Annotated in this window: 12 protein-coding genes; 2 read left to right on the top strand and 10 right to left on the bottom strand. The window is 44.9% G+C overall.

The features are described 5' to 3' along the window. Positions 1-260: 260 nt before the first annotated feature. The 5 genes from CSV79_RS08330 to CSV79_RS08350 form a co-directional block, all read right to left on the bottom strand. Positions 261-1,511, bottom strand: a complete 1,251-nt coding sequence (locus CSV79_RS08330; protein ID WP_099688588.1) for a Y-family DNA polymerase — start codon at positions 1,509-1,511, stop codon at positions 261-263. A gap of 217 nt (positions 1,512-1,728) precedes the next feature. After that, positions 1,729-2,814 carry a LolA family protein gene (locus tag CSV79_RS08335; protein WP_099688589.1) on the bottom strand — a complete coding sequence of 362 codons (1,086 nt, stop codon included), beginning with the start codon at positions 2,812-2,814 and terminating at the stop codon, positions 1,729-1,731. Between the two features lie 22 nt (positions 2,815-2,836). After that, a complete protein-coding gene (locus tag CSV79_RS08340) occupies positions 2,837-4,285 on the bottom strand; it encodes a sensor histidine kinase (protein WP_099688590.1) in 1,449 nt (482 codons plus the stop codon). Then, positions 4,282-4,986, bottom strand: a complete 705-nt coding sequence (locus CSV79_RS08345; protein ID WP_099688591.1) for a response regulator transcription factor — start codon at positions 4,984-4,986, stop codon at positions 4,282-4,284. Before CSV79_RS08345 ends, CSV79_RS08340 begins: the two co-directional genes overlap by 4 nt. A gap of 316 nt (positions 4,987-5,302) precedes the next feature. After that, the gene (locus CSV79_RS08350; protein WP_099688592.1) at positions 5,303-6,265 is read right to left on the bottom strand and encodes a helix-turn-helix transcriptional regulator; all 963 of its coding nucleotides are present in this window, start codon (positions 6,263-6,265) and stop codon (positions 5,303-5,305) included. Between the two features lie 101 nt (positions 6,266-6,366). On the opposite strand from CSV79_RS08350, the gene CSV79_RS08355 reads away from it, so the two are divergent. After that, a complete protein-coding gene (locus tag CSV79_RS08355) occupies positions 6,367-6,846 on the top strand; it encodes a GyrI-like domain-containing protein (protein WP_099688593.1) in 480 nt (159 codons plus the stop codon). A 229-nt stretch (positions 6,847-7,075) separates the two neighbouring features. Then, the gene (locus tag CSV79_RS08360; protein WP_099688594.1) at positions 7,076-7,531 is read left to right on the top strand and encodes a YoqH family protein; all 456 of its coding nucleotides are present in this window, start codon (positions 7,076-7,078) and stop codon (positions 7,529-7,531) included. 399 nt (positions 7,532-7,930) lie between these two features. Here the strand turns inward: CSV79_RS08360 and CSV79_RS08370 are convergent, their stop codons facing one another. Genes CSV79_RS08370 through CSV79_RS08390 form a run of 5 tightly spaced genes read right to left on the bottom strand, consistent with a single transcriptional unit; the run spans position 7,931 to position 12,824 of the window. After that, on the bottom strand, positions 7,931-9,475 hold the full coding sequence (locus tag CSV79_RS08370; RefSeq protein ID WP_099688595.1) for an acyl-CoA carboxylase subunit beta: 1,545 nt from the start codon (positions 9,473-9,475) through the stop codon (positions 7,931-7,933). 26 nt (positions 9,476-9,501) lie between these two features. Then, entirely contained in the window at positions 9,502-10,284 is a 783-nt protein-coding gene (locus CSV79_RS08375; protein ID WP_099688596.1) for an enoyl-CoA hydratase, read from the bottom strand. Positions 10,285-10,297: 13 nt separating this feature from the next. After that, a complete protein-coding gene (locus CSV79_RS08380; protein ID WP_099688597.1) occupies positions 10,298-11,203 on the bottom strand; it encodes a hydroxymethylglutaryl-CoA lyase in 906 nt (301 codons plus the stop codon). Between the two features lie 23 nt (positions 11,204-11,226). Beyond that, positions 11,227-11,439, bottom strand: a complete 213-nt coding sequence (locus CSV79_RS08385) for an acetyl-CoA carboxylase biotin carboxyl carrier protein subunit (RefSeq protein WP_199171893.1) — start codon at positions 11,437-11,439, stop codon at positions 11,227-11,229. Between the two features lie 17 nt (positions 11,440-11,456). Next, on the bottom strand, positions 11,457-12,824 hold the full coding sequence (locus tag CSV79_RS08390; protein ID WP_099688599.1) for an acetyl-CoA carboxylase biotin carboxylase subunit: 1,368 nt from the start codon (positions 12,822-12,824) through the stop codon (positions 11,457-11,459). Positions 12,825-12,843: the final 19 nt, after the last annotated feature.

The following is a 12,843-nucleotide window of genomic DNA, read 5'->3' on the forward strand; positions in this document are numbered from 1 at the left end:
GACTCCGGGAGGATCAGCGGGACAGGTGAAACACCTAGCGAGCGAAGCGAGGAGTGTGGTTCACCGCCCGCCCTCCGGAACGCGTCCGGCTGCAGCGCAGATCAACGGCTTAGAACCACTATCCCGTTAACGGGTGCGATTATTGAACAGCCTTCATCAACTAAAGTGGACACTAGATGAAGGAGATTGGCGAAAAAAGGACTTATTTTCAGGTCCTTTTTTCTTATTTAATCTTTTATCAAAATATCATCTAACAAAGCCTATTTATAATGTCCACCGATTAACTTGCTTCGTCTCGCAGCGGTTCCGCCACGTGTAAGGGAAACTGCACGCAAAATAGCGGTAGAACCATACGTTTGGCGAAGTTCATCCATTACTTGACCGAGTTTCTGTTGTTTCCAGTCTGTTGGTTCAAATAGATTCAACTGGAAACTGTTCGCTTCTTCCAAATTGGAAAGATTAACGGAAATGTGGCGAACCGGCCGCCCGTCATGAAACGTCTCAAATAATTCCAAGCACACACGATAGATCGCCAATGTTTCATTCGTCGCTTCGGGGATTGTCTTTCTACGCTGAAATCCGCCACCGTGCACATGCTTCGAATAGCCAAACGACAGCTGAATCGTCCGTGCTCTCTTTTTCGCCAAACGCGCACGCATCGCCGCATCTTCGCACATTTCAAGAACAACTGCCAGAATTTCATCAGTCGTTACATAGTCACGAAGCAACGTCTGCCCTTTGCCATAACTGACCTGACCATCGATTAAGACAGATCCAAGCGTAGAGTAATCGATGCCATGCGCATGATAATATAGCTGATTGCCCATCACGCCAAACTTTTTCTCCAGTCGCTCAAGTGAAGCATGCGCGATATCGCCTACTGAATAAATTCCCATATCTTCTAATGTCCGCTCCACTTTCCGTCCAATGCCCCACATTTTTCGAAGGGGCGAAACAGGCCACAGTTTTTCGGGAACATCTTCATACGTCCAATGCGCTATGCCTGTTTTCTTCGCTTCCAAATCAAGTGCCAGTTTCGACAGCAACATATTCGGCCCTATTCCACAAGCCGAGCGCAACTGAAACTGCCGATAAAGTTCGTCCTGTATGCGGTAAATCGTCTGTTCCAAAGGTCCCCATAACTTTTCCGTTCCTGTAAAATCCACAAAGCTTTCGTCGATGCTGTAGACGTGAATCGCTTCTTTCGGTACGTAGCGATTCAGTAGCTTCGTCAACTCCATCGAGACATCTATATAAAACTGCATTTTCGGCTCAATTAAATGAATGCTTGGATCGTCCGGGATTTCGTATAGTCGCATGCCCGTCTTGATGCCAAATTTCTCTTTCAGTGGCGGTGAAGCCGCAAGCACTACACCACCTTTGCGTTCAAGATCCCCAATAATCGCAATGGGTGTCTCCATCACATCAAGCCCTTCCATCGCGGCTGCACAACTCGCGTAAAAACTCCGCATGTCCAAACACGCAATCTGTCTATTCGGCAACTGTTTCATATGCCTTCCACCCTTCGTTAGAACAAGTGTTCTTGTGAATAGTATACCCGATAATCAGCTGTGTAATCAATGGAAATTCGAGGAGATAAAAGACAAATATACGTTGAAGCTTTGGGGTAGAATACACGAATTTTGAAATTTTGTTGTCATGATCAAGTAACTTGAACCCAAACTAAAACGGTTGTATCCACTAAATAGTAGACACAACCGTTAGATATCACTCCACCAATTCCATAGCACTAGCCCATTCAGTCACTTCTTCAAACGTCACTTCCGGATCATTCAGCAAAATAGAATAGCTCAAGCCATCTTCCTGCCAAAACAAACTTCGGAACCCTGCCATTTCAATCGTAGCCCCTTCCACTCCGCGAATCTCAACCGCCTTTTCACCTGGCATCTTTGAATCCGAATCATCTAGATCCGTCGGTGTTTTAAAGAATGAAAGAGACAACAGTGGTGCATCATCTTTCACATAGTTTATAGTAATCTCCACGCGATCTAGCGCATCTGTTAAGTCATTCATTTCGACCAATTCTATTTTCCTTCCTTGTTCTTCCGTGAAGTAAAGTACAGGTTGACCGACATGTTGTGCAGCTTCTTCTATAGATACTTCGGTTGATTGATTCATTTCATCCAAGTTTTGAATCTCAACACCTTCTGGAAGTTCTATCGTAAACGTATCATCCGGGAACTCTTTCCCAAATTCAATTTTTGTATACTCTATAGCGATTCTGTCGTCTCCCGAGGTAGAAATAGATTTTAAGACAAACCAATTCTCCTTATCCACACATAGTTCCTGATCGCCGAATAATGTATCTTTTTCATCGGCCTTCGCTACGAGGTGATAGGCTGTACGACCTGCGATTTTTTCTTCGTCGTCAATTGAAATCGTGTGCGTATCGCCGATGATCTTCAATAATTGTTTGGCTTGTTCCTTTGGTGAAGGTGCCATAGCCGCCAGCATTTCTCCATCTTCACTGACGAGCGCTTGATTCATACTTTCTTGATACATCGTCATCGTCTGACCATCATTGACTGTCACTCCGCGTGCTTCTGCGATACCACCATCCATATCCATTTTGAATTTCCCATCTTTCGTGCGCCATTCTTTGAAATGAAGTTCCTCTTCATCTACAATCATCGTCGCTTCCCCGTAATAGGACAACGGTTCTTCCGTTTCTTTCATCGCGTTATTGATCACTTGTTCCGGTGAATACTGATTGTCTTCTGTTGAACACGCGGCCAACCCTAGCGATAGAAAGGCAATCGCTACTCCACTCATCCATTTCTTTCGACTATTCATAACTCTCAACCTCTTTCTAGTTTTATAGAACTTTCGGTAACCGGCAAATAACACATGTGCCCACTGACTCTTTAGAAAATAACTGTACGTCTCCGTGATGTTTTTCCATTAGTTGTTTCGCGATACTTAACCCAAGGCCCGTACCGTGTGCAGTTTGTTTACTCCTTGCTTCATCAGCTTGGTAGAGCGGATTGAAGATCAAAGGAATCTGGTCGTCCGCAATCCCTTCCCCTTCATTTTGCACGATGACGTAGACGTTTCGTTCAAAATGAAACGTATAAGCAGATTGTACGAAATCGTATAGCCAATCCACATCTAGTGCAGATAAAGCCGCGAGCCAAATCCGCCCGTTTGTTTCGGTATGATAAATCGCATTGGTCATCAGATTATCGACTACACGCATAATCTGTTTCGGATTCACTGCGTACTCGCCCGTGACATTCGTTGTTGTTGCAAGTTGAATTCGTTTCTTCTGGCATAAAGGTTCATAACCCGAAACGAGCATGTCGAAAAATTCACTGCCATCTACTTCGGTGCATTTCATTTCATAAGCAGGCGACTGGAGAAGCGTGAACGTCAGCAAATCATCCAGCATTTGTTTCATAAAATTCGACTTTTCCATGATGACTTGATGATACTCACTTCTTTCCTCACTCGTCAGCTGTTCATTTAATTCCAGCGATTCAGCATAAGCACGAATGGACGTGAGCGGTGTTTTTAAATCATGGGAAATCGCCGCAATCATATATTCTTTTTCCTGTTGCTCCCGGTCAATCCGTTTTCTCGCTTCGAGTATGCTCTGCTGCATGTCATAAAAATGGGACTGTAGCTGACCGATTTCATCCGGACTCGTTGCTCGTTCTTTGACAGTGTGCCGTCCTTGCGCAAAAGCCGTCATATCGTTTTGTAAACTCGTCAATCTACGGTTTACTTTTCGATTTACGAATAGCGCAACCGCGACATACAGGCAGATTAGTAACGCGGCAAAGCCAACTAGTGTCCACGATGTCCTCTTGGATACAGCTTGCACCCACCCCTCACGAGCCAGTTCAACCTGATAAAATCCGATTAGCTTATTTTTCTCAAATACGGGCGCTTTGTAGCGGTGTGAACGGAATTCCTGACGCAATGCATACAAATCTTCATAGAGCACTTCCCGATTAATAGGAAGCGTCGCGGTCTGTACAGGATTTGAGGAATATAGCACCAATCCACTTTGATTAAACAGCTGAATCGAAACCTTATCATTTACAAGACGCTCCAACTCCTCACGTGTCCCACTGATTTCATAGAGCGACGGATCATCCAACACCCGTTGAATATTCTTCATCTCAACAGCCGTCGTAAAAAACTCTTTCACTTTCTGATCTTCATTGTAGTCATTGATCCAGGCGAATAATAGATACGCCAGGAGTAGCGGCAAAATCATGACGAGTAAATAAGAAGATAGTAACCACGTTTTCAGTTTCATAGACGTTCTCCGATAAATCGATAGCCTGTTCCCCACACCGTCTGAATGAAAAGTGGGGCTTTCACAGGATCTCCTAGTTTACTTCGTAGCGATTTGATATGAACTGTCACCGTATGCGCATCATCAGCATCCACTTGATTCCATACATGTTCATACAATTCCTTCTTGGAGAAAATTCGTTCCGAGTTACGCGCAAGCACCTTCAACAAGTCAAACTCTGTGGTTGTGAGCTTAATCTCTTTTTCTGCCTTCAGTACTTTTTGCTGATCCCAAAAGATTGTTAATTCCTCTGTGTATGCCGTTTTATTGTCGACAATAGAATCATTGCCATTATATCGCTTCCATCTTCTAAGTTGCGATTGAATGCGGGCACTTAACTCGACTAAACTAAACGGTTTTTCGACATAGTCATCTGCACCGAGCTGTAATCCTTCAACTTTATCTCGGTCTTCTCTTCTCGCACTGATGATAATAATCGGCAAATCACTTTCCCAGCGAATATTTTTGCATAATGTAAAACCATCCATTTCAGGAAGCATTAAATCCACAAGCACCAAATCATAACTCCCTTGCTGGAAATCTTCCCACCCTTCTAGACCCGTTGTGGCCCAAGTAACTTCATACCCTTCCGCACGCAACATATCTTGGATCACACGAGCAATTTCAGGATCATCCTCTACTACTAATAAACGTGCCGCCATGGTGAACGCCTCCTGTATTCATAATGTATCATGTAATCGTTTCGTTTCTTGAAAGTTTATAATTTCTTTACTATTCCTCTTATCTTATCGGAAGACGGCTTTGTGGGACAAGAATCATAGGAAAAAGCCCTAACGAGAAGAAATGTTTTCTTCTCGTTAGAGCTATTACTATTCTACTATTATAAAGGATACCTGCATTTATTCGCATATAGGTATTTCATTTACATTCAATAGCATGCCACTCTGGAGTTTTTTCATTACTAAAATATGAATAATTATGAAGTGTTCATTAAATGAACGTTAAGTCACTGCTAATTTAGTGGCGGTAGAAGAATAACCTCTCCCTTAGATTTTCTAAGACTTCTTCCGGCACCTTTGTGAATTTGATATCCTCTCCTAGGAATAGCAGCCAATTTGTTATATCATTCAATTCTTCGGGCATATTAACATGGATAAAAGTCTCCAGAATGGCTGTGGCTTGATAGGGATTCGTATAGGAGAGTGAAAAATTCAAAGGATGGTATTTTTTGAATTGGGCAATGGCTTTTGGACCAAATTCAATCACAAGGTTGATGGCCTCTACTTGCTTACTTAGTCTTTCTAGGACCATTTTTCGATTTACTCTTTGTTTTGTGGAGTATGGTTTTACGTCGGTGAGGTGGTCAACAGGAAACATTCTTCTCTTTTCTTTCTTTAAGTCAAATCCTTCAATATGCCATATGCTTTTTTCACGATAAAGTTGCAAGAGATACATTGGATAAGACTTTCTTGCTATCCCTTCTTCGACAGTAAGTAATAAATGGGGATCCACAATAAAAAGTTGGATTAGCTTTTCTAACATAGGGTGAGGAAGGTCTGACATATCAAGTAAATCAGGATTATTGGGATTGGTACCTTCGAAAAGCAAGAGTTGATTTAATAAAACTAGGGTATCTTGTTGGTTATCCGAGATAAGGCCTAGTAATTTCTCGGATAAAGATTGCCGACTTTTCAGATAGGGTAGTTGTTGATTTCTTGAGGCCATAAAGGCAATAAAAAGCGCTTTAACTTCATTATCAGTAAAGCGAATAGAAGGTAGGACAGAGTTATTCATGACAGAATATCCCCCATCCCTTCCAACCTCTGCTTGAAGTGGCATCCCCATCGCTTCAATTTCCCGGATATCCCTAATAGCGGTTGAACGAGAGATGTTAAATTCTTGCATTATTTCAGAGATTGTAAAGAAAGAGCGGTTATTGATATACCGCATAATGGTATTAATCCGTTCAACTTTTTTCATTGGCCCCTCCTAAACAGTATCAATTTTTGACATGGTTTAATGCTATCATAAACTTAACAAGAGAAAAACAAGTCTTTTGTTAAAAAAGGAGGAATTTTGAAATGGCAAACTATACTTTAGAAGAAAAGGACAGTTTTACTGTGTTAGGTTTTGGACTAGAGATTAAAAGCGATTACACAGACCAAGCGGGTATTAATAAAGAAAAAGCGGACTTTTGGCAAACCGTTACTCAAGATGGAAGGTTCGATCAACTAAAAACCGTTGCAACAAATGACTACATGTTTATTGTTAACGAAGCAGTGAATAATAAGATGATGCATTACGCTGGGGTTATGACGGAGAAATCTTTACCAGAGGCAACTAGACTTATCCAGTTTCCTAAAGGGGAATACATCGTTGTTAAGGGGGAAGCGAATACAGATGAAGAGTTAAGTAACAAGCTGACTGGCATTGCCTTTGGTGAAGTCCTGATGGAAGTAACGGATGTTTCTTATGTTGGCGGTCCAAATGCAGCGGTTCTGATGGGACGGGAAGACGGCTTAGTTTATGGTGAAATGTGGATCCCCGTTGTCAGAAAATAAATAGAGAAATGATAGCGTAGAATCTTTCTACTTGCTAAATGGATAATTTAAAAAGGACAGTATAAAACAGGCCACGAATGGTTTTTCTACCATTGAGTGGTCTGTTTTGTACTTTTGTTGGTTAAAGAAGATAAAGAAATAAGTTTTTTCAAAATAACAAACGATGAAAAAATAATAAGTAGTGTGTTTTAGGGAATAATGATATTAACAAATTTAAGGAGAATCAGAAATGAAAAAGTTACTCTTTAGCCTGATCTTCGTTTTAGTAATTCTTCCTTTACAACCACACTCCGAGAATAAAGTTGATGAGTTGCCACCTTGTTCAGCAATACTTGAACCAACAAAAAATATACCTAAAAATGCCAGAGGAGTAGCGCTGATTTATACTATTGAAAGAAAGTTCAATGATGAACGAACAAGTCTTAGTGTTCACGCACTTCATTTACCAAAACCATCTAGTTTCGGGGATTATGATGGGTATGAAGTATTAGCATATATTCCCGAGGAAATAACTTGGACCTTCTCTTTGTCCCCAATAACTAACTATGGGGAAACTACTTGGGTTGGGAATTTGGATGAAATTTCTCCTACGATGCGACCTACCCGTATCAAAGTTCGGACAATCAATACAGTAACAAAGAAAACGGGTCCTATTGTACTAGAAAAAATAGTAAAACCTTGTTGAACTAATGGATGCGATTGGGAAGTACACATTTTTACGTTTCGCCACGAGACGTATTTGAATACACCCGTCTTCCTTGGTCATCTTATTGATATTCCGAGACAATTTCCCCTTCATTTTTCTCGTGCGGATCATCTGCGGAAGGCATACGCTTGATGATAATAAATAAAGCTGCACAAACCTAATCGTAATGGATCAGCTCATTCCATTGAATTCTGAACAAGCCTTTAGTTGCGCTGTATCCGAGTTGTGCAATATCATCTGAGGCCGTGGCATATAAAAAACCCCAAATGGAGTCACTTTTTAAAGTGTCTATCATTTGGGGTTCAGTTCACGTTGACGCGGGAATCGTTCCCTCGGCCCTCTCAACAAAAAAGGTGACAGGGAGCCTGTCACCTTCTATCACACCGGATAAACCGGATGCTTGCGGTCTGTACACTGGATATATTTCGTCGCATACGCTTCGTAGCGAGTAATCAGCTCATCGCGCAGTGCGTCTGCCGGGACAATGCCGTCGATAATCATTTCGGAAGCTAAACGGTAAATGTCGATATCTTCGTTGTATTCGTTTCGCTTCTTTTCAATATAAGCTGCGCGCTCTTCTTCAGGTAGCGCGGCGATTTTGTTTGAGTAGACCGCGTTGACAGCTGCGTCCGGCCCCATGACCGCGATGGAAGCGGTTGGCAGCGCCAAACACGTGTCCGGTTCAAATGCCGGGCCTGCCATGGCGTACAACCCTGCGCCGTATGCTTTGCGGACGATGACGGAAATTTTCGGCACTGTCGCTTCTGACATCGCAAAAATCATTTTCGCCCCGTGGCGGATGATGCCTGCGCGTTCTACTTTTGTTCCGATCATGAATCCAGGCACGTCGACTAAGAACAGCAGCGGGATGTGGAATGCGTCGCAAAGGTTGATGAACTTTGCTGCCTTGTCGGCAGAGTCGTGGAATAGCACGCCACCTTTAACGCGCGGCTGGTTCGCGATAATGCCGACCGCTTTTCCGCCGATGCGCGCAAGGCCAGTAATGAGTTCGCCTGCAAACAGTTTCTTAATTTCAAAAAATGAATCTTCATCGATAATCCCTTTGATCAAGTCGTGCATATTAAACGGAGCGTTTTCATTTTTTGGAATAATTTCTTCCAGTGCCTTATCCAGCTGTTTCGGCCCCACTGCATCACGTACAGGCGGCTTTTCCGAGAAATTTGCCGGGAAATACGATAAATATCTCCGCGCCGCTGCGATTGCTTCTTCTTCGTTTTTCGCGAGCACATCGCCGCATCCTGAAGTTGTGCAGTGCATGCGCGCGCCGCCCATTTCTTCAAGCGTTACTTTTTCGCCGATAACCATTTCCGCCATGCGCGGCGATCCAAGGTACATCGAAGCGTTTTTGTCGACCATAATGACGATATCGCAAAACGCCGGGATATACGCGCCGCCAGCGGCTGATGGGCCGAACAAGACGCAGATTTGCGGAATGCGGCCGGATAATTTCACTTGGTTATGGAAAATTTTCCCTGCACCGCGACGACCCGGGAACATTTCGACTTGATCTGTAATCCGTGCGCCTGCCGAATCGACTAAATAAACGAGCGGCACATTCAATTTTTCAGCGGTTTCCTGGATGCGGATAATTTTTTCCACTGTTCGCGCGCCCCATGAGCCTGCTTTGATTGTGGAATCATTCGCCATGACACAAACAACTTGGCCGTTAATCTTCCCCATGCCTGTTACAACACCGTCAGCAGGAAGATCGCCCACCATGCAGTTCGCGAATTGGCCGTCTTCGATTTCAATATCTGAATCGAATAATAATTTCAAGCGGTCTCTGACGAACATTTTCCCTTGTTCCGCATTTTTCTCTTGGTATTTCGGCGCGCCACCTTTTTTAATCTGCACTACCCTTTCATTCAATGCTTGCTGCAAAGATTTCGTATCCGTTGTCATAGTCTTGCCTCCCTTATGATCATTCATCATTCGCCAGTATATACAGGCTTGCGTTTTTCCTTGAATGCCTGCAGACCTTCGAGCCGGTCTTTTGATGGAATCGTCACTTCATAGGCAGTCTGTTCGATTGCGAGCCCTGTATGCAATTTGACGTCATAGCCGTGGTCGATCGCGAACTTCGCCTGCGCGACAGCAAGCGGACCGTTCGCTGCGATTTGTCCCGCGACAGCAAGCGCTTTATCCATCAGCTGATCAGGCGCCACAATGTATTCAACGAGCCCGATTTCCGATGCTTCTGCCGCTTTGACTCTGCGCGCTGTGAAAATAAGCTCTTTCGCCCGTCCTTTGCCGATCAATCTTGGCAGACGCTGCGTACCGCCAGCTCCCGGAATAATACCGAGCGAAGTTTCCGTCAATCCGAACGTTGCCGTCTCTGCTGCAATGCGGATGTCGCATGCCAGCGCCAGTTCTGTCCCACCGCCGAGCGCAACGCCGTTGACTGCGGCGATGACCGGCTGCGGCAGTAATTCAATTCCGTTAATCGTCTGGCGGATCAATGAAACCGTCTTGCGCACATCGACCGGATTCATTCCTGCGCGTTCTTTTAAATCAGCACCCGCACAAAAGGCTTTTTCACCGGCGCCCGTTATAATAACAGCGCGGATTTCCCGGTCGTAGCGGCATTCCATCAGCGCATCGTAAAGCCCGTTCAGCATCTCGACTGACAATGCATTCGCCGCTTCCGGACGATTCAATAAAATGACCGCAATTCCTTCGCTGCGCCTCTTTAATACCACTTTATTCTCCATTCACTCACGTCCTTCACTGATCATGCTTACCGGCAGCCTGCAAGCTTTTACTTGGAAGCGCCTGGCCGATTTTTTCTTGAATAAACGCGGACGCCATTAAAATTTTCTCTTCATCGACGCCGGTATGAATGCCCATGCCGTGCAGCATATACAATAAATCGTCTGTCACCGCGTTGCCTGAAGCACCCGGTGCGTACGGACAGCCGCCGAGCCCACCAACTGAACTGTCGAACACCGTAATGCCCATATCAAGCGACGCCAGGACATTCGCTAAAGCCGTCCCGCGTGTGTCATGGAAATGCATTGCCAATTTGTCTGCCGGAAAACGTTTCAGTAGCACGTCAAGCACTTCCTGGACTTGCCGCGGATTCGCAACACCGATCGTATCGCCCAGCGACAATTCGTCAATGCCCATGTCAAACAGCGACTCCGACACGCGGACGACCGCTTCCGTATCGACCGCGCCTTCGTATGGACAGCCGAACACTGTAGACACATAGCCTCTCGTCTTCTTGCCTATCGCATTCGCGTCTTGGACAATTTCTTTTAATACAGGCAGTGTATCCGTAATTGTTTTATTAATATTTTTCAAATTATGTGTTTCGCTCGCTGACATGAACACCGAAGCTTCATCGATATCCGCCGCCAAAGCCCGTTCAAGCCCTTGACGGTTCGGGACGAGCGCCGAGTAACAGACGCCCAGCTCCCGATGAATACCTGCCATCACTTCACCCGCGTCCGCAAGCGCTGGAATCCATTTCGGATTGACGAAAGACGTCACTTCAATCGATGTCAGGCCGCTTTTAGACAGCCCATTAATCCAAGCGATTTTGTCTTCTGTCGGAATGAAGATTTTTTCGTTCTGCAGTCCGTCGCGCGGTCCGACTTCTTTAATCGTAATCGTTTCAGGCCATTTCATCGTTTCATCTCCTTCTACAGGAATTATTCAATGATTGCGATGACGTCTCCTTCGTTGACGAATTCGCCTTCGTTCACTTTTACTTCTTTTATGAAGCCGTCAAAATCAGTAGCAATTGGTATTTCCATTTTCATAGATTCCAAGATGGCGATGTCTTGATCTTCTTCTACCTCGTCGCCTGCTTTCACGAGTACTTTCCAAACGTTTCCTGCCATACTTGCTGTAATTTCTGTCATAATAGTTCCTCCCAAAGTCATTTCGTCTGTTTGTGTTTTTTCTTTTTCTTCGTCAAATACTTTTCTACGAATTCCGTCGTCGTATCCCCAAAACGGAATGCTTCATGCGCTGCTACTTCCTGAAGCATCGGAATATTTGTCTTGATGCCTTCGATATGGTAGTTCAAGAGCGCTTCCTGCAGCCGGTCGATCGCTTCGTCGCGGTCTTTACCTTTGACGATGAGTTTTGCGATCATCGGGTCGTAAAACGGTGTGACGACCGACTCGCCGTGGACAGCCAATTCGTGGCGGATGCCCGGTCCTTCCGGTAGCTCCAGTTTCGTGATCTTCCCCGGTGATGGGAAAAATGTATTTGGATCTTCTGCGTAAATCCGCACTTCAATTGCGTGCCCATCGCGTTTGACGTCTTCCTGCGCAAATGAAAGTGTTTTCCCCGCTGCGATATCGAGCTGCTCTTTCACTAAGTCAAGCCCCGTAATTTCTTCCGTAATCGGGTGCTCTACTTGTAGCCGTGTATTCATTTCAAGAAAATAGAAGTTTTGATCTGCGTCGACTAAAAACTCGATTGTTCCGGCGTTTTTATAGCCGATGGACTTCGCCGCTTTAACCGCCGCTTCACCCATTTTTCTTCGTGTCTCTTCTGAAATGAATGAAGACGGTGCTTCTTCTACGACTTTTTGGTGGCGGCGTTGAATTGAACATTCGCGCTCCCATAAGTACACTAGATTTCCTTCATTGTCCGCTAAAATCTGGATTTCGATATGGCGCGGCTTTTCGATGAATTTTTCAATATACATCGCGCCGTCGCCGAAGAAATCAGCCGCTCGTTTTTGATTGCCTTCGAATGCTTTGCAGATTTCGTCGGCGCTGTAGACGACTTGCATACCGATTCCGCCACCGCCTGCAGACGCTTTCAGCATAACCGGATAGCCGATGCTTTCCGCCGCTTCGATCGCCTCTTCCGCGTCCGCAAGCGAACGGGTGACACCCGGCACGACTGGAACACCGGCTTTTTCCATCGCCTTGCGCGACGCAATTTTGCTGCCCATTTCAGAAATGACTTCAGGCGGAGGCCCGATGAACACGAATCCTTCTTCTTCGCAGCGGCGCGCGAATTCGGCATTTTCAGAAAGCAGACCATAGCCCGGGTGGATTGCTTCTGCTTTCGACTGATGCGCCGCTTCCAAAATTTTATCAATTTTCATATAACTTTCCGTTACACGCGGTCCGCCGAGCAAATATGCTTCATCCGCCTGCTTGACGTGGACAGCTTCCGCATCCGCTTCAGAATAGACACCGACCGTTTTAATGCCAAGTGCCCTGCATGTACGTATGACACGGGCCGCTATTTCCCCACGGTTCGCAATCAAAATCTTTTTAAACATGATGTTCACCCTTTCAATT

This window comes from Sporosarcina sp. P13 (assembly GCF_002743055.1).
GTDB lineage: Bacteria > Bacillota > Bacilli > Bacillales_A > Planococcaceae > Sporosarcina.

Excerpts from the sequence above, each read along its gene's own strand:
- CSV79_RS08330 (WP_099688588.1), bottom strand. The coding sequence starts at position 1,511 with ATGAAACAGTTGCCGAATAGACAGATTGCGTGTTTGGACATGCGGAGT.
- CSV79_RS08335 (WP_099688589.1), bottom strand. The coding sequence starts at position 2,814 with ATGAATAGTCGAAAGAAATGGATGAGTGGAGTAGCGATTGCCTTTCTA.
- CSV79_RS08340 (WP_099688590.1), bottom strand. The coding sequence starts at position 4,285 with ATGAAACTGAAAACGTGGTTACTATCTTCTTATTTACTCGTCATGATT.
- CSV79_RS08345 (WP_099688591.1), bottom strand. The coding sequence starts at position 4,986 with ATGGCGGCACGTTTATTAGTAGTAGAGGATGATCCTGAAATTGCTCGT.
- CSV79_RS08350 (WP_099688592.1), bottom strand. The coding sequence starts at position 6,265 with ATGAAAAAAGTTGAACGGATTAATACCATTATGCGGTATATCAATAAC.
- CSV79_RS08355 (WP_099688593.1), top strand. The coding sequence starts at position 6,367 with ATGGCAAACTATACTTTAGAAGAAAAGGACAGTTTTACTGTGTTAGGT.
- CSV79_RS08360 (WP_099688594.1), top strand. The coding sequence starts at position 7,076 with ATGAAAAAGTTACTCTTTAGCCTGATCTTCGTTTTAGTAATTCTTCCT.
- CSV79_RS08370 (WP_099688595.1), bottom strand. The coding sequence starts at position 9,475 with ATGACAACGGATACGAAATCTTTGCAGCAAGCATTGAATGAAAGGGTA.
- CSV79_RS08375 (WP_099688596.1), bottom strand. The coding sequence starts at position 10,284 with ATGGAGAATAAAGTGGTATTAAAGAGGCGCAGCGAAGGAATTGCGGTC.
- CSV79_RS08380 (WP_099688597.1), bottom strand. The coding sequence starts at position 11,203 with ATGAAATGGCCTGAAACGATTACGATTAAAGAAGTCGGACCGCGCGAC.
- CSV79_RS08385 (WP_199171893.1), bottom strand. The coding sequence starts at position 11,439 with ATGACAGAAATTACAGCAAGTATGGCAGGAAACGTTTGGAAAGTACTC.
- CSV79_RS08390 (WP_099688599.1), bottom strand. The coding sequence starts at position 12,824 with ATGTTTAAAAAGATTTTGATTGCGAACCGTGGGGAAATAGCGGCCCGT.